Annotated in this window: 20 protein-coding genes and 1 other annotated feature; of the genes, 13 read left to right on the top strand and 7 right to left on the bottom strand. The window is 47.9% G+C overall.

Going from position 1 to position 14917, the window contains the following annotated elements:
- Positions 1 to 69 precede the first annotated feature (69 nt).
- Positions 70 to 588, bottom strand: coding sequence for a transcriptional regulator (locus tag KNQ12_RS10815; protein WP_133208168.1), 519 nt, complete (start codon positions 586 to 588; stop codon positions 70 to 72).
- 149 nt (positions 589 to 737) lie between these two features.
- On the opposite strand from KNQ12_RS10815, the gene KNQ12_RS10820 reads away from it, so the two are divergent.
- Positions 738 to 1007, top strand: coding sequence for a hypothetical protein (locus KNQ12_RS10820; RefSeq protein WP_034785960.1), 270 nt, complete (start codon positions 738 to 740; stop codon positions 1005 to 1007).
- Between the two features lie 68 nt (positions 1008 to 1075).
- Here KNQ12_RS10820 and solA read toward each other — a convergent pair whose 3' ends face one another.
- The 3 genes from solA to KNQ12_RS17000 all read right to left on the bottom strand — a co-directional run bounded on the left by solA (position 1076) and on the right by KNQ12_RS17000 (position 4978).
- Entirely contained in the window at positions 1076 to 2209 is a 1134-nt protein-coding gene (gene solA / locus KNQ12_RS10825; RefSeq protein ID WP_214748138.1) for an N-methyl-L-tryptophan oxidase, read from the bottom strand.
- 71 nt (positions 2210 to 2280) lie between these two features.
- Positions 2281 to 3978: a methyl-accepting chemotaxis protein gene (locus KNQ12_RS10830; RefSeq protein WP_214748270.1), complete on the bottom strand. Its 1698-nt coding sequence runs from the start codon at positions 3976 to 3978 to the stop codon at positions 2281 to 2283.
- A 529-nt stretch (positions 3979 to 4507) separates the two neighbouring features.
- Positions 4508 to 4978, bottom strand: a complete 471-nt coding sequence (locus KNQ12_RS17000) for a DUF2975 domain-containing protein (protein ID WP_133208171.1) — start codon at positions 4976 to 4978, stop codon at positions 4508 to 4510.
- A 146-nt stretch (positions 4979 to 5124) separates the two neighbouring features.
- Here KNQ12_RS17000 and KNQ12_RS10840 point away from each other — a divergent pair, with 146 nt between their 5' ends.
- From KNQ12_RS10840 to KNQ12_RS10850, 3 genes are all read left to right on the top strand, one after another.
- Positions 5125 to 5349 (top strand): DUF2188 domain-containing protein, encoded by a 225-nt coding sequence (locus KNQ12_RS10840; protein WP_058265324.1) that lies wholly within the window; start codon positions 5125 to 5127, stop codon positions 5347 to 5349.
- Positions 5350 to 5486: 137 nt separating this feature from the next.
- Complete coding sequence (locus KNQ12_RS10845; protein ID WP_290757080.1) at positions 5487 to 5696, top strand: helix-turn-helix transcriptional regulator; 210 nt, start codon at positions 5487 to 5489, stop codon at positions 5694 to 5696.
- Positions 5689 to 6072 (top strand): hypothetical protein, encoded by a 384-nt coding sequence (locus KNQ12_RS10850; RefSeq protein WP_214748144.1) that lies wholly within the window; start codon positions 5689 to 5691, stop codon positions 6070 to 6072. The genes KNQ12_RS10845 and KNQ12_RS10850 overlap by 8 nt, the downstream gene beginning before the upstream one ends.
- Positions 6073 to 6141: 69 nt before the next feature.
- On the opposite strand, the gene KNQ12_RS10855 is transcribed toward KNQ12_RS10850, so the two are convergent.
- A complete protein-coding gene (locus tag KNQ12_RS10855; protein ID WP_214748147.1) occupies positions 6142 to 6690 on the bottom strand; it encodes a GNAT family N-acetyltransferase in 549 nt (182 codons plus the stop codon).
- Between the two features lie 84 nt (positions 6691 to 6774).
- Positions 6775 to 7020, top strand: a binding site (T-box leader).
- Between the two features lie 56 nt (positions 7021 to 7076).
- Between KNQ12_RS10855 and ileS the strand changes: the two genes are divergently transcribed.
- The 4 genes from ileS to KNQ12_RS17015 are packed head-to-tail and all read left to right on the top strand — an operon-like array spanning position 7077 to position 11148.
- Positions 7077 to 10160, top strand: coding sequence for an isoleucine--tRNA ligase (gene ileS / locus KNQ12_RS10860; protein WP_214748149.1), 3084 nt, complete (start codon positions 7077 to 7079; stop codon positions 10158 to 10160).
- A 10-nt stretch (positions 10161 to 10170) separates the two neighbouring features.
- Complete coding sequence (locus tag KNQ12_RS17005; RefSeq protein WP_251055793.1) at positions 10171 to 10425, top strand: hypothetical protein; 255 nt, start codon at positions 10171 to 10173, stop codon at positions 10423 to 10425.
- Between the two features lie 11 nt (positions 10426 to 10436).
- Entirely contained in the window at positions 10437 to 10655 is a 219-nt protein-coding gene (locus KNQ12_RS17010) for a hypothetical protein (RefSeq protein WP_251055794.1), read from the top strand.
- 16 nt (positions 10656 to 10671) lie between these two features.
- Positions 10672 to 11148 carry a GNAT family N-acetyltransferase gene (locus KNQ12_RS17015; protein ID WP_214748152.1) on the top strand — a complete coding sequence of 159 codons (477 nt, stop codon included), beginning with the start codon at positions 10672 to 10674 and terminating at the stop codon, positions 11146 to 11148.
- On the opposite strand, the gene KNQ12_RS10875 is transcribed toward KNQ12_RS17015, so the two are convergent.
- Positions 11127 to 11378: a hypothetical protein gene (locus KNQ12_RS10875; protein WP_214748156.1), complete on the bottom strand. Its 252-nt coding sequence runs from the start codon at positions 11376 to 11378 to the stop codon at positions 11127 to 11129. The genes KNQ12_RS17015 and KNQ12_RS10875 overlap by 22 nt on opposite strands.
- A 58-nt stretch (positions 11379 to 11436) precedes the next feature.
- Positions 11437 to 12093, bottom strand: a complete 657-nt coding sequence (locus tag KNQ12_RS10880; protein ID WP_069940478.1) for a carbon-nitrogen hydrolase family protein — start codon at positions 12091 to 12093, stop codon at positions 11437 to 11439.
- A 132-nt stretch (positions 12094 to 12225) separates the two neighbouring features.
- On the opposite strand from KNQ12_RS10880, the gene KNQ12_RS10885 reads away from it, so the two are divergent.
- The 5 genes from KNQ12_RS10885 (at position 12226) to KNQ12_RS17220 (ending at position 14900) form a co-directional block, all read left to right on the top strand.
- The gene (locus tag KNQ12_RS10885; RefSeq protein ID WP_251055795.1) at positions 12226 to 12912 is read left to right on the top strand and encodes a glyoxalase; all 687 of its coding nucleotides are present in this window, start codon (positions 12226 to 12228) and stop codon (positions 12910 to 12912) included.
- A gap of 30 nt (positions 12913 to 12942) precedes the next feature.
- On the top strand, positions 12943 to 13353 hold the full coding sequence (locus KNQ12_RS10890) for a hypothetical protein (protein WP_214748159.1): 411 nt from the start codon (positions 12943 to 12945) through the stop codon (positions 13351 to 13353).
- A 20-nt stretch (positions 13354 to 13373) separates the two neighbouring features.
- The gene (locus KNQ12_RS10895; RefSeq protein ID WP_214748162.1) at positions 13374 to 13859 is read left to right on the top strand and encodes an NUDIX hydrolase; all 486 of its coding nucleotides are present in this window, start codon (positions 13374 to 13376) and stop codon (positions 13857 to 13859) included.
- A 107-nt stretch (positions 13860 to 13966) separates the two neighbouring features.
- Complete coding sequence (locus tag KNQ12_RS10900; protein WP_214748165.1) at positions 13967 to 14815, top strand: Cof-type HAD-IIB family hydrolase; 849 nt, start codon at positions 13967 to 13969, stop codon at positions 14813 to 14815.
- Positions 14808 to 14900, top strand: a complete 93-nt coding sequence (locus KNQ12_RS17220) for a LacI family DNA-binding transcriptional regulator (protein WP_353047619.1) — start codon at positions 14808 to 14810, stop codon at positions 14898 to 14900. The genes KNQ12_RS10900 and KNQ12_RS17220 overlap by 8 nt, the downstream gene beginning before the upstream one ends.
- The last annotated feature ends 17 nt before the right edge of the window (positions 14901 to 14917 follow it).

The following is a 14917-nucleotide window of genomic DNA, read 5'->3' on the forward strand; positions in this document are numbered from 1 at the left end:
ATTTTCTCTCCCTCGCAATGTTGTCTCGTTTCATTTTGGTGAAAATACGCTTCTAGAAACTGAGCGTGTTTACGGCAAGATGACGAGTGAGACGGTCCGTTCAGTTGCCTGGTCTTCTGTCTCTAGGTGATGATATTTTTCGAGCAGTGTCCGCATGTCCTGTTGAAAATCATTGAAGGTATCATCTGTCAGGTGCAATTTCGCGATTGAGAACGTCGAGTGGTCCTGACCTTGCGTTTGAACGGTCTGTTCGAAGTACGTCTGGTACTGCTGCAAGACGTACATGAAGTAGAACGAGACGAAGTTCACTTTTTCATCGTACGTCGCACTGTTCCAGTCTGCTTCGCTGATTTGATAGCCGCTTGTGTTCAAGGCATAGATCTTCTCTTCGACTTTTCCAACACGCTGGACGGCGACGACCTTCAACAACTGATCGTCCATCATCGCATTGACTTGCCGGTACAAAGTAGACTGCGGTACATCCGTTAAACGTTGATTCAGTTGCATGATTGATAAGCCGTCTTCGAGATCAATCAATTCGAGCGCAATCTTAAACCGGACATGATTTTTGAATAAGTTAAAGTTCACGTCGTGTCCCACTCCTTCATCCAATCGTTTCTAAAACTATCTTATCATGCTTTTGGAAACATTCTTAAAAATGATAATGAAAAAAGAGGAAATGTGATGCGTCTCTTGAATGATTTATACTAGAACATCATAAAGAAAGGAGTCATCATATGAAAAATACAAGTTATCGCTACGGTACATATGCACTCATTACAAGCTTTTTCTTATTCTTCGTCGTCCAGATGTTCCGAGCGTATATTGAATTATCTCCAGAATTTCTAGGAGAAAACCTTGGTGAGTATTACTTAACATATTTCCCGATGAGTGCATTGATCCTTGGACTCGTACTACTTATCCACGGCTGGTGGAATGAAGATGAGAAAAAACAGCGTGAAAAGCTAGCTTCAAAAAATCAGCAAGAATCGAATGAATCGGTGTGACATCATACCGTTGATAAAAAAAGACCGACAACGTATTTTCGTTGCCGGTCTTTTTTGTTTCATATGCCTTATTTCGTAAAACGTTTAATCGCGAACGGTCCGATTGGTTCAGTCGTCGATCGTTCCATGATCAATTCACTGAGTACTTTTCCGACTAAGCTGCTGAACTTGAATCCGTGACCGGAAAAGCCGGCGGCGATCGCGATGTGCGGATAGTCCGGATGCAAATCGATGATGAAGTCCTCATCTGGCGTCATCGTATAGAGACACGTTTTGCCGTGAGCTAAAGTATCGATTGAGGGCATGAACGTATTCGTGAACTGTCGTAAATCAGCCAGATCACCCGTCTCTTGACCGAATGGACGGCGTGGTTGATTCGGATCAACGGGAATCCCACCGTCGTGGCGTCCGATTTTCAGGCCGGTTTGAGCGATGCTTGGAAAACCGTAATAATAACCGGCGGGTGTATCAAAGGCGAAGGCAGGGAACACCGCGTCGTTAAATACCTCTTCCGCTGCTTCGAACCAGGCGAACGTCTTGCGGACCGGTCGCAGCGGTAAGGAGAGTCCAGTCTGTTCCAGTAACGGACCAGACCAGGCACCAGCTGCGACGATCAACGCGTCAGCCGAATAGGTGTCTGATCCGACGGTCACGTCAACGCCAGTGGCGTGGGCAGTGAGCGTCGTCACTTTCGCATTCGTCCGAATGTCGACGCCGTTCGCGACAGCAAGATCGCGATACGCTTCAATACAATCCTCGCACTTCAATACACCAGACGTCGGTTCAAAACAACCGATATACTCGTCGGGCATTGTTAAGCCGGACCAGCGCGTTCTCATTTCCTCAGCCGTCAGAATCTCAAGCGGTAGATTGTATTGCGCTGCACTCCTGATGATCGTCTGCATCGAACGGGACGAGCGGTGACCAGCGTTTAAGACTCCGGTGTTCAGAAACAGGCTCCGACCGCTGATCTGTTCCAACTCGTACCATAAGCGTTGTGCGGCTAACGCGAGCGGTACGTAGGCTTCACCTTCCCCGTACGCATGGCGAATGATTCGTGTCTCCCCGTGGTGGCTCGCTTGATCGTGCGGCGGATTGTGAGCATCTAATAGTAAGATGTTTTGATCGGTCCGTGAGAGATAGTAGCCGGCTGCCATTCCCATGGATCCGGCACCGACGATGATGACATCATAATGGGTCATGTGACTCGACTCCTTCATAATGTAAGTTCACACCAGTATAGAGTGATAACCAGAAAAGAACAAATGAAAGATTAAATCTCGAAGCGACGGGCTTCTTGTTCTAAGTGTTCTGTCCGATCGTTCAAATCACCGACGAGCGTATGCAGCGTCGTGATCGTCGCGATCATCTGTTCAGATGCAGCGGCAACTTCCTCGTTACTCGCCGTATGTTCTTCCGCGACAGCGGCAATTTCCGTCAAGGCATTGCGAATGAACCGTTCTGCCTGCAAGACGTCTTCCATCTGTTGGGTCATCTGCTGTGTTGCCGTTGAGACGTGCGTGACTTGATCCGTCAACCGTTCGAACGTCGTATCTGTATCGAGAACGATCTGTTCACCGGCTGCAGTTGCTTCGACCGTCGTCTTGAAGCTATGTTGCATCTGCTGCGCACTGGCTTCAATCGACGTGACGATTGTTGCGATCTCACTGACACTGCTAGCGACATGGCTTGAGAGATTCTTGACCTCGGTCGCGACGACAGCGAATCCTTTTCCTTGTTCACCAGCTCGTGCCGCTTCAATCGCGGCATTAAGCGCGAGTAGATTCGTTTGCTCGGAGATACCGCGGATGATACCGACGAGCGTTTGGATATCCGATGATTGCTGTTTCAGTAGATCAATCTGTTCAGCAGACTGCGTGACGTGCTGATGAATGTGGCGCATCTGTTCGACGGAAGCGGACATTTGATCTCGTCCGACTCGTGTCAGTGTTGCCATCTGCTCCGTCGTTCCTTGAATTTCGACACCAGACTGATTGGTCGTTTCGATCAATGCTGCGAACCGATTCATCTCGTCATTCAACGAAAGCGTGACTTGGGTCTGACTTTCGGTCCCGGTCGCGATTTCCGACATCGTATGAGCGATTTGTTCGGAACCGTCGAGTACTTCCGACGTACTTTGGTCGATCGATTGACTCGTCGTCGAGACGAGAGTGGCCGTCTGTTTGATGTCGACAATCATCGTCCGCAGCATCTCGTTCATATCACGAATCGAGATCGCAAGTGCATAGATTTCGTCTCTCGAAGCAATCGTCAAATCGGTCAACGTCTGTTTTGCCTGATCCAGTCGCCCCTCGGCAATCAAGGCAGCGACTTTCTGTAACGTCTCGAGCGGACGTAATTTTCGACCGAGGACGAAGTAGAGCAAGACGAGTGTGATCGTTAACAGAAGAAGTAAAAGTCCAATGAAAATCGGTGCATTTTGTTTTAATAATTCTGTTGTGAGCGCATCGACTTCCTTCGCAGCGATGTCGACGCCAAGAATGCCGATGATTTGACCAGACGCATCCTTTAACGGAACGTAGACACTCATATACTGTCCATTTACAGGATCATCAATGATGTCCGTCGCGTGTGTTCCACCATTTAATACGTCCTTCATGTCAGTAACTTTTGCGCCACTCGCCGGTTCATTAATCTTTGCGGCATCTTTCTTAGGGAGACCGTCAATCAGCAAACGGACCTTATTTTGGTCGATGTGTGCTGTGTATGCATACAGGAGTCCGTTTTGCTTACGTAATGTATCAAGTTCATTTCGTAACGTTTCATATTGCTCAGACGTGATAGGCGATTGTAGAAATTCGCTGTAAGCCGCCGTGTCGAATGTCTTGCTGATGCGTAGCGCATCCTTTTCGGCGGTCGCTTTTAGCGTTGAGACTGCAGTTTGTTTCGTATTGAAGTATAAGGCCAGACTACTAAAAACAAAAAAGGCAATCAAAATCAAACTGATCATTACTAAAAGACGTGTTCGGATGGAATGGTTCTTGGTTGTGTTTTTCACATGCAACCGTCCTTTCAACTCATATTTTCTATCTGTAATTCATTTATCGGTCGTTAAAATACATATTAAACAGGACCTTTTGACGATTTTTTTATAAAAGGTCGTAAGAAAAACCGTTTTTTCTTAAAAAAGGATTTATTAAGAATGATTCAGGGCAAATAGTAGATAAAAAAATACAAGTTGAGGGAAGAGGGATTGAGATGGAAAGTGAAGTCGATCATCGAATCAAGGCAAGACATGTATATGAAAATGAATTACGAAGACACGCGGTCAGCACAAAAAAAACTACATTTCGATTGATGACATGTCTACGTTGCCAATCGAAGATTCTGTTGAAACAGGGACATCAGGATAGCCATCAATGTGACGCGAACTAAAAAATCCCGCTCTTAGGAGCGAGATTGAACAAAGTGTTAGGTAGGAAAAGCAACGGCTAGAATGACAAAAACAATCATGAGCACTTGTTTTTCGGTCGTTCACGTTAGGATTTCATAGGCAACACATAGCGTAATAATAATTGTTGGATACAGGCAAGTAGCGTTCCGATTGTCAACGGAGCAAGAATCAAACCGATTCCGATGATAATCAGACCAGGCGCGTCGTCAATCTGACCAATATAGAAAAAGACGGGAAAGAGACATGCCGTTAAAATGGCGACGATATAAAAAGACAATTTCATTGATTGAATGGAAGCTGTGATGAGCGGAAAAGCCGGAGGAGCCATCGACATATATCGAAGGATGCGGAGCGCATGGAATAAAATCAAAAGAGTCGGGATGAAGATAAGGTATGCGGTCAATAGAACACTGTAGCCAGGTCGCTCGAGTAACAAGTTTTTCGTGATACCATGCCAGACAAGTGGGATACCAAGACCAGCTAAACCGAACAGACTGAAGATGATACCAAAGACGATAAAGCGTAAAAACCGGACTTGCCAGACGAAATGATTCACGATATCAACTCCTTTCGAGGCAACAAACGTTTCTTTTAGTATACTGCATCCCCCGAGAGGCTAGTAGAAAATTCAAGTGAAGAGGCAACCGCACTTTAAAATAGTGTCATTAAGATGAAATAGATTAAGGAAATGGAGGTCACGTGATGAAACGAGAGCAACATGTCACGCCACATCCTAAAGGTGGCTATCAAGTGAAAGCTGCTGGTGCGACTCGAGCAACAAAGCGATTTGCTACACAGAAAGAAGCGATTGCAGAAGGGCGTCGGATTGCGAAAAAACAGAAGACGGAGCTTGTCATTCATAACAAAGAAGGGCAGATTCGCGAAAAAGATTCCTACGGACACGATCCATTTCCACCACGAGGTTGAGCTATCATATACGACACGTTCTGGTTATGAGAGCGTGTCTTTTTAATGATTTTTATGTCAAAAGTTTTTGACATAATGATGGAAGTTCATTACAGTAAATATGTAAAAAGAATTTGACACGTCGTGGAGGGATGAACGTGAGAAACCACATCAAGGAACGACGTCTAACGGCAAAATTATCGCAACAAGAACTGGCTGACCGTTGTCAGGTTAGTCGGCAGACGATTAATGCGATTGAAAACAACAAGTATGATCCGACTTTACAATTAGCGTTTAATATCGCCAAAGTCTTGCAGACACAAGTCGATCATCTGTTCATTTCAGAACAGGAGGAATGGGATGTCTAAGAAAAAAACGGTTTTATTTTTAGTAACGCTCGTGATACTTGCGAGTCTTACAGTCATCAGTATGATCATCGAAAATAATGTAACGTTCTTCTCGATTGTTCAATTGGCGATTCTATTGATCATGTTCTTCTCGTATTTTACGTGGGCACGATCAGGAGAAGACGAGCGTCCTGTGCCAGAAGATGAGCTCGGCAAAAAGATTACGACGGAAAGCGGCTTCGTTAGCTACAAAATCCTGATTGTCCTGATTTTTGGATTCATCTGTCTCGATTACTTTTTACATGAATCAGCGAATCTGTTATTGATCGTTTTGTTCGCAATCGGACTGACACTGTTGCCGATCATTGAATTTTTAAAAGCAAGATCTTATCGATAAAACGGTATAAAAGTCGTTTAGACGGATTTACCCATCTAAACGACTTTTGATATTTCACAGATTATCTTTTTAAGACGACCAATCACTCCGCAAAATCGAGTACATATACAAATCATCGAACTGACCACGCGAGTTTTCATATTGACGAAGCAACCCTTCACGTTGGAATCCGAGCCGTTCAAGCAATCGTTGCGAAGCGGTGTTTGCTGGTAGGACAAGTGCTTCGATCCGGTTGAGCGAAAGTTCTGTAAAGCCATATTCGATGACCGCAAGCGCTGCTTCCTTCGCGATGCCTTGTCCCTGATAGGCAGGGCTCAACTCAAACCCAAGTTCTGCTCGCTGATGGCGTTCCGCTTGATTCAAGAAACCGCAACTGCCGATGATGACATCGTCTTCTTGTAATGCGATCCCGAACCGGATACCCGTTCCATCGCGACGAATCGAGGCATACCAGTCAATCTCTTCAAGCGCGTCTGCTTCTGATTGAAAGGCGGAGAGTCCCATCTGTTTGACGACGTGTTCGTCTGATAAATAGGCTAGGACACTCGTAGCATCTTCGGGTAACACTTCGCGTAAGACGAGACGATCCGTTTTAAGCGTTGGGAAAGTATGTAACATTCAAAAAACTCCTTTGCAAGAAAATGTAAAAAGTTATTGTGCAGTGTTTAAGGCATATGGTAAGATTCTCCACAACAAGAGCATATCATTTCGTTGACGAGAAAGAGTAATGATTGTCCCTCTGCCTTACAGAAAACCGGGATTGCTGAGAGCCGGTAGCCAGATCAATCATGAAGATCCTCTCTGAGAAGTCACGCTGAACCATTCAGTAAGCGTGACCGGGTGTCCACCGTTACATGGAATGCGCATGATAGTGTGCAACTAAGTGCTGTCGAGAATAAGCATTCTCGGCGGAATATGGGTGGTATCGCGGTGAAGTCCGTCCCTGTCAAAGGGGGCGGACTTTTTTGTATTCTCTTAGTTACCGACAAAGGAGCGAACAAGAGATGACGTCACAAAATCAAGCAGAAACCGTACAACAACGCGAAGCGCGTGTCCGAAACAGATGGAAACAAGACCAGGTCTTCGCACGATCGATTGAACAACGCACGGAAGCGGAATTCGTATTCTACGAAGGACCGCCGACTGCGAACGGTTTACCCCACGTCGGTCATGCGCTCGGACGAACCGTCAAGGATACCGTCGCCCGCTATAAGACGATGAAAGGGTTTTGGGTCGAGCGAAAAGCTGGCTGGGATACGCATGGACTACCGGTCGAACTCGGTGTCGAGAAACAACTCGGCATCTCCGGCAAACAAGCGATCGAAGACTATGGTGTTGAAGCATTCATCGCACGCTGTAAGGAAAGTGTCTTCTCCTACGAAGCACAGTGGCGCTCCTTCACGGAAAAACTCGGCTACTGGGTCGATATGGATGATCCTTACGTGACGATGGAGGACGAGTATATCGAAAGCGTCTGGCATATCCTCGGGACGATCCATGACAAAGGCTGGTTGACGAAGGGACACCGTGTGTCACCGTATTGTCCGAGCTGTCAGACATCACTCAGTTCCCATGAAGTCGCGCAAGGCTATCAGGACGTGACGGACTTATCGGCGACGGTCAAACTTCCGATCGTCGGTATGGAGCAGACATTTCTGCTTGCATGGACGACGACACCTTGGACTTTACCGGCAAACGTCGCGGTGGCGGTTCATCCGGAATTGACGTATGTCACGGTAGCGTTTGAAGGAGAGCGATTCATTGTCGCAAAAGCGTTAGTCGCTGAACTGTTCTCAGAATCCGTCGAGGTCGTATCCGAACAGCTCGGTGCGGAACTCGTCGGCTTGCGTTATGAACCACCGTTTGATTTCGTGACGCCAGAGAACGGTCACACGGTCGTCGGGGCGTCCTTCGTCCAAGCGACGAGCGGAACCGGACTTGTCCACCTTGCTCCAGCGTACGGGGAAGAAGATTACCGGGTCGTCCGGGAAAACGGTCTGTCATTCGTTAATGTCGTCGATGCTGCTGGGTGTTACACGGATGCCGTTCCACCACTCGTTGGTCGATTCGTCAAGGAGTCAGACGTTGCAATCATCCAGCTGCTCGCTGAACGGGGACGCTTGTTTGCGAAAAAACGCTATACGCACAGCTATCCGCATTGTTGGCGATGTGACTCGCCACTGCTCTATTACGCACAAGACAACTGGTTCATCGAGACGACAGCCGTCAAGGAACAACTCCTTGCGAACAATGCGTCTGTGACGTGGTATCCCGACCACGTCAAGGAAGGGCGGTTCGGGAAGTTCCTTGAGCAACTCGTCGACTGGAACATCAGTCGTAATCGCTACTGGGGCACACCACTGAACGTCTGGGAGTGTGAAGCGTGTGACACGACGTTCGTTCCAAAAAACAAGGCTGACCTGTTACGCCGGACGACGACATCGACGGAATCTGTCGAGTTGCATAAACCATACGTCGATGCGTTATCGGTCTCGTGTCCGACGTGTCAGGGAGTGATGCACCGGACACCAGAAGTCATCGATGTCTGGTTTGATAGCGGAGCGATGCCGTTCGCGCAACAGCATTATCCGTCACGGACGCAGACGCTTAACCGCTATCCAGCCGATGTCGTCATCGAAGGCATCGATCAGACACGGGGCTGGTTCTACAGCTTGCAAGCGATCTCGACACTCTTCACGGGACAGCCTGCCTATAAGCGTGTCCTCGCACTCGGTCATGTCCTCGATGAGAACGGGCAGAAGATGTCGAAGAGTCGTGGGAATGCACTCGATCCGGTGGCATTGATCGAAGCATATAGTGCTGATAGCTTACGCTGGGCGCTACTCGTCGACAGCAGTCCGTGGAGTGCGAAACGGTTTGCCGAGCGGATCGTCCAAGAAGCAAAATCAAAACTAGTCGATACGCTGGATCATGCCGTCCAGTTTTATCTGACGTATGCTGAGCTAGACGGATTTGATAGCTCACGTCCGCAAAAACGGACGCGTCTCGACGAATGGTTGCTCTCGCGAGTCCAACAGACGACGCAAGACGTGACGGATGCGATGGACGATTATCAATTGACTCAAGCAGCGCGGAGTCTTGCGCAACTCGTCGATGAGATCAGTAACTGGTACATCCGCCGTTCTCGGGAACGTTTCTGGCAAGCTGACTGGTCGCAAGAGAAACAAGCCGCGTACACGACGCTCCACTTCGCACTTTCGACGACGGCACGACTACTCGCTCCGTTCACGCCGTACCTTGCTGATGATGTCTATCAGCGATTAACAGGAATGAGCGTACATGAAGCGGATTATCCGGTTGCCGATCAATCGATGCTCCGACCTGATCTGGAATACGAAATGGCACAGGTTGTCTCTGTTGTCGAGTTAGGACGACAAGTACGTAATACGCACGCCTTAAAAGTAAAACAACCGCTTGCTAGCTTAAGCGTCCAATCGAGCGAAACCTTTTCGTGGGCGGATTATACGGCAATCATCCAAGAGGAACTGAATGTAAAAGACGTCCAAATCGTCCCGACGACGCAAGCGACGACACAGTTCCGTCTTAAACTGAACTTCCGCGTAGCCGGAGCGAAATTCGCACAGCAAGCGAACGCGATCCACCAATGGCTACAACAATTGTCTGCACAGGAGACTTCCGTCTTGCTCGAGACCGGAAGATTGATCTATCAGACCGCATCAGGCGATGAAGTCGAAGTGCGTCAAGCGGACGTCGTCGTCGAACCGATCGTCAAGACGGGCTTTGCTGCTACGACGAATGGTGGACTCACCGTAACGCTCGATACGCGGATCACGGAAGCACTGGAGCAGGAACGCTGGATGCGGGAGCTCGTCCGCTATATCCAATCTGAACGAAAGGCACAAGCGTTATCGCGGGACGCCCGAATCGATCTCGTCTTGTCGGTCGATGCGACGTTCCAACCGATCGTCGAGACGTTTGAGCCTTTGTTATTCAAACACCTTGCCTTATCCTCCGTGCGAACTGAACCGCTACAGGGAGCAGGGGATGTTCAGCTAGGCGGACACGATGTCGGTGTCTCGTTCACACCAACGAAAGAATATTGTTAAGGAGAAGAGCATGATTGCATTAGAAGCATTAAAAGGTCGACTCGTCGACGGTTTGTTAGAGGTCCAAAAAGAAGAAGGATATGTTGCCCGAGAACGTTTCATCTTTAACCGAGGAGCAACGGACGAACAGCTCGCGCTGTTACCTGACTGGACGGCAGACGACTATCAGGCGTTCTTGCGTCAACATAACGGGGCGAAGCTGTCCAGCACGAAACGTTATCCTACAACGATGGATTCGAACTCTTTTCGATCGAGGATTGCCTGACGTATAGCGAGATGTGGGAATGTCCCGAAAACTTCTTAGCGATCGGTGCAGGACCAGACGGGGAGTGGATCGTCTACGAGATGAATCGCCCGGCAGGAAATCGGATCTGGAGTGGAGAATTTCTTAATTTCGAGGAATGGGAAGAAGACGCAATGCCGTTTGGCTTCGAGCGATGGCTCGACTACTTGATCGTCGCGCAAGGCACGCCATTTTGGGAATGGTTCCGGTAAGAGAGGAAGAGGTTCAGTGGATATTCAATTAAAGGTAGCGTCTCTTACAGACGCTCCGAAGCTTCACACGCTTCAACTCGAGGCGTTTTCAGAGACGCTCGAGCGGTATCAGGATTTTGCAACGAATCCGGCGAACGAATCGATCGATCGTGTCATTCACCGGATCACGCATCCAAGTATTACGTTTCATCAAATCATCGTCGACGATGTCGTCGTCGGCGGGATTTGTGTCGTTGCGAAAGCACCGAGTCGCTACGCGATCAGTCCGATGTTCTTAGATCCAGCCCGTCAAGGTGAAGGGATCGCCCAACGCGCATTACAGCTCGTTGAAGCAGCTTATCCGACTGCAACGATATGGGAACTGCGGACGATTCGCGAAGAGACACGTAACTGTTATTTCTATGAGAAGATGGGCTATCGATTGACCGGTGTCAGTCAACCGCTCAATGAACGGGCGACACTCGTTTCTTATCAAAAATTGGTTTCGGAATGAGCGGGTTTTGTCGGAAGGAAGAACCACCACAGATTCGTCAAAAAAGCGGCAAGAACGGCAAAATTAAACAGATAAAGGCAAAAGAAGAAGACGAACTCGCCGATGTCCTCAAGGTTAGCTAACGGATTATCGACCAGGTATGATTCGTGACTAACGCCTAAGATGAACAAAGGAAAGAAGACATAGAAGTATCGTTTCCAAAAGAATGACGCACGACCTGTTTGAGACATAAGAGCACCTCCTGAAGGAATAGCACGCTTCTTCCAGTCAGAAGAAGCGTGTGTTCGTTTACGATAAAGAGGGTGTACCGACGACTTCGACGTGACGCGTGACCGTATCAAACAGACGTGTCCGCGTATCGTTATGAGACAACAGCAACGGTTCACCGGTCTCGTCATAGATGAAGGCAATCGGAATCGAAAAACCACAGTTGCGGTACGAACCATCGGCATGACTCGTTCCGATCATGAGTGCTCGTTGCGCCTGACTGATGATACGCGCTTCACCGGACCACTCAACGTATTGTTCCTCGCTGAACATGCCGACGCCAATCGGGTTAAAGATGAGATCAAGTCCGGATTCCTCGCGTAGTCCGTCTTTTCCTAAGAAGATTTCACGGCAGAGGACGTATCCATAGCGGAACGACCCGTCGTTTGCTGTTGATGGTGTATAAAGCGGTCCAGCTTCTGGTGTTTTTGCGCGATCAAGAAGAATCGTACCAGTCGCATCAATAATGACGGCGCGATCGAGATTCGTCGTATCTTTGTAACCGAGGACAACGGCTGTCCTGAATTGTTTGGCAAGATGTTGTACGCGATCGAGTTCTGCGATCGTGCAGTATCCTTCCGGATAGACGATCAGATCGACTTCAGGATAAGCGGCAATCTCGCGTTCGAATTGTGCGAGCCCGGTCTCGCGTTTCGGTTGAGCGATTAGTAATTTCATCTAAACATCCTCTCATGTATAAAAATATCTGAAAAATCAGACTTTTATATCGTCATGATTTTACCATTAGTGGTAAAATAAAGTACATCACTTTTTGATAAATTTTACTGCAAATGAAGGAAGGTCATCAGCTTGAACATTTCAAAAACCATTCTTGTGACACGCCATCTACCGGCGATGAAGGCTTTTTACATAAACCAGATCGGATTTCCGCTCGTCTCGGAAACGAATGAGTCGTTTACGATGCAAATCGGTACCGATCAGCTGACATATCAACTGACGGACGATGTTGATACGCAGTACCATATGGCGTTCAACATTCCGGAAAACGTCTTCCAACAAGGTAAAGCGTGGCTCGTAGAGCGGACACCACTCTTGATCGAAGACGGACAGGATGAGATTTATTTTGACTTCACGGATTCGCATTCCTGCTATTTTTATGATTCAGATGAAAATGTCTTGGAACTGATCGCGCGGCATCAAATCAATCCATCTAAAGCGAAATTGACGTTTGATGTATCCGACATCCTCGGAATCGGTGAGATGAGTCTGACGGTGAAAGATGTGCTTGAAGTGGGTGAGCAGTTAGCAGAAATCGGCGTTCTCGAGCGACGGGAACGTCCGCTCAATGGCGCGTCACTCAACTTCCTCGGACCGGTCGTGGATGGAACGCATATTTTGCTCGTCCCAGAAGGACGGACATGGTTGTTCTCACCGAAGACGGCGAAGATCAGTCCGATCGAGATGGAACTCGACGGCAGACATCGGGTCCGACTTGATGCAGCGGGTATTTGGCATCAAAGTACCGTTTCTTCATAATTCATTATTCTAAAAAGTGAGGGAAGTAAGATGAACAAAGCGGTGAATGCGAGTATCGCGTTCGGATTATTGTTGTTCGTATGTGGTTTCTTTTTTCTGTTTGGCTATTTGACCCGGTCGATGCCGATTCAGCAAGGCGGTGACCCGGTCATCTTACCGGTCGCAGCACTCCTCGTTCTCCTACCATTCGTGATCCGTGAAGGCATGCGCGTTTTGACGTATGTCTCACTGACACGTCGACAGGTCGGAGTACTCATCTTACTTGCAATCAGTGGAATCATACTAAGTAGTTGGATTGAGATGCAGCAGAATGTGGCACTGATCGATTTCCGTTCCATCTTTACGATTCATACGTACGTACTTTTTGTTTCGGGCATCATCTTGTTGTGTCTCCTATTGACGGGACTCAAACGGATGCGCGTCCGAACGAAAGTGATTTAAATGGAAAAGGACTGAATGACATGGGATATATCACAGAATTACGCAAACTCGTCGGCACACGACCACTCGTCATGGCAGGGGCGTGTGTCATCGTCGTCAACGATAAACAAGAAGTCTTATTACAACTACGGCAAGATAATGGTTGCTGGGGACTCGCTGGTGGAGCGCTTGAGATCGGGGAGACGCTCGTAGAAACAGCAAAACGAGAATTAAGGGAAGAGACCGGTCTTGAAGCGGAGCATCTCGAATTATTGAACGTCTATTCGGGTGATGCGTTTTACTATAAGTATCCGCATGGGGATGAAGTCTATAATGTGATTTCGGCATTTCTGTGTACAGCTTATACGGGTGAAGTGGTTCGGGATCCGTCAGAAGTCGCAGAATTACGCTTTTTCGCTATGGATCAGCTACCAGAAAACCTCAATCCACCGGAACGACCGATCTTGATGGAGTATGTTCAAAAACAACGGACAGCACATCACCTCTCCATTGGAAGCAAAGGATAAAAAACAAAAAATCTTGAATGAACTGTTCATTCAAGATTTTTTGTTGCACTGGGACGCGTTTCAGCATGTAGCATCAAGAGGACACGAAAAGGGGGAAACGCGATGCGATGCGATGCTTTGCGATTGATTTAGATGGAACGTTATTAAATAAGGAACACGGAATTTCGGCGGAAAATCAGTCAGCCATCAAGAAACGGCAAGCCCAAGGAGATATCGTCATCATCGTCACCGGGCGAGCTGCTTTTGATGCACGACGGATTCTAGCGCAACACGGACTGGATTGTCCGGTCATTGGTGCGAACGGGGCAGAGGTCGAGGTGGGACAAGGTAGACGGTATTTTTTGAGCCGTTCTAGCAGTCGAACGATTTGGGAGATCGTACGATCTACAAACATATTCATACATATTTATCTACAAGATAACATCCTGTTACCGCAGTTTTCGCTTGCTGCTCTTCAAGACGGAAATCTTGCGTTTCAAGAAGCGATTCAGGCTCAATTAACGCAACACGGTGTTGAGGAAGTTGACGAAATCGCAATTGATCAGTTGGACGTCATCAAATTCATGTTCGTCTCACCTGACAGATGGCGACTCGAACACCTCAAACAACAACTTCTGCAGCTGAAGATCTGTTCCGTGACACGTTCAGGTGCCTATAACTTAGAAGTCATGGCAAACGGCGTGACAAAAGGGACTGCCCTTCAAGACATCGCGAGAGCGTACGGGATGACAGCCGAGGACATCATTGCGATCGGTGATAATCAAAACGATCTACCGATGTTTGAAGTGGCGGGAACATCGATTGCCATGGGAAACGCTGAAGCGTCTGTCAAAAGCAGAGCGACATACCTCACCAGTGATCATGACGAGGACGGTGTAGCGAAGGCATTAAACGACTTAGAACGATGGGAACAAACGAAGGAGGAACAGCATAGCGAACATCTCGGACATCGCTAAACAAGCGGGCGTCTCGAAGTCGACGGTATCCCGTGTCTTAAACGGTCATAAGCATGTATCAAAAAAAAGCGACGGATCATCTTAGACGTGATGGAGCGACTG

The sequence above is a fragment of the Exiguobacterium sp. s11 genome, assembly GCF_018619015.1.
Taxonomy (GTDB): Bacteria; Bacillota; Bacilli; order Exiguobacteriales; family Exiguobacteriaceae; genus Exiguobacterium_A; species Exiguobacterium_A indicum.

Coding starts and splice junctions, on each gene's coding strand:
- KNQ12_RS10840 (WP_058265324.1), top strand. CDS start 5,125: ATGAAACGAGAGCAACATGTCACGCCACATCCTAAAGGTGGCTATCAA.
- KNQ12_RS10855 (WP_214748147.1), bottom strand. CDS start 6,690: ATGTTACATACTTTCCCAACGCTTAAAACGGATCGTCTCGTCTTACGC.
- KNQ12_RS10895 (WP_214748162.1), top strand. CDS start 13,374: ATGGGATATATCACAGAATTACGCAAACTCGTCGGCACACGACCACTC.
- KNQ12_RS10900 (WP_214748165.1), top strand. CDS start 13,967: ATGCGATGCTTTGCGATTGATTTAGATGGAACGTTATTAAATAAGGAA.
- KNQ12_RS10880 (WP_069940478.1), bottom strand. CDS start 12,093: ATGAAATTACTAATCGCTCAACCGAAACGCGAGACCGGGCTCGCACAA.
- KNQ12_RS10820 (WP_034785960.1), top strand. CDS start 738: ATGAAAAATACAAGTTATCGCTACGGTACATATGCACTCATTACAAGC.
- KNQ12_RS10890 (WP_214748159.1), top strand. CDS start 12,943: ATGAACAAAGCGGTGAATGCGAGTATCGCGTTCGGATTATTGTTGTTC.
- KNQ12_RS17005 (WP_251055793.1), top strand. CDS start 10,171: ATGATTGCATTAGAAGCATTAAAAGGTCGACTCGTCGACGGTTTGTTA.
- KNQ12_RS17010 (WP_251055794.1), top strand. CDS start 10,437: ATGTGGGAATGTCCCGAAAACTTCTTAGCGATCGGTGCAGGACCAGAC.
- KNQ12_RS10850 (WP_214748144.1), top strand. CDS start 5,689: ATGTCTAAGAAAAAAACGGTTTTATTTTTAGTAACGCTCGTGATACTT.
- solA (WP_214748138.1), bottom strand. CDS start 2,209: ATGACCCATTATGATGTCATCATCGTCGGTGCCGGATCCATGGGAATG.
- ileS (WP_214748149.1), top strand. CDS start 7,077: ATGACGTCACAAAATCAAGCAGAAACCGTACAACAACGCGAAGCGCGT.
- KNQ12_RS10875 (WP_214748156.1), bottom strand. CDS start 11,378: ATGTCTCAAACAGGTCGTGCGTCATTCTTTTGGAAACGATACTTCTAT.
- KNQ12_RS10830 (WP_214748270.1), bottom strand. CDS start 3,978: ATGATCAGTTTGATTTTGATTGCCTTTTTTGTTTTTAGTAGTCTGGCC.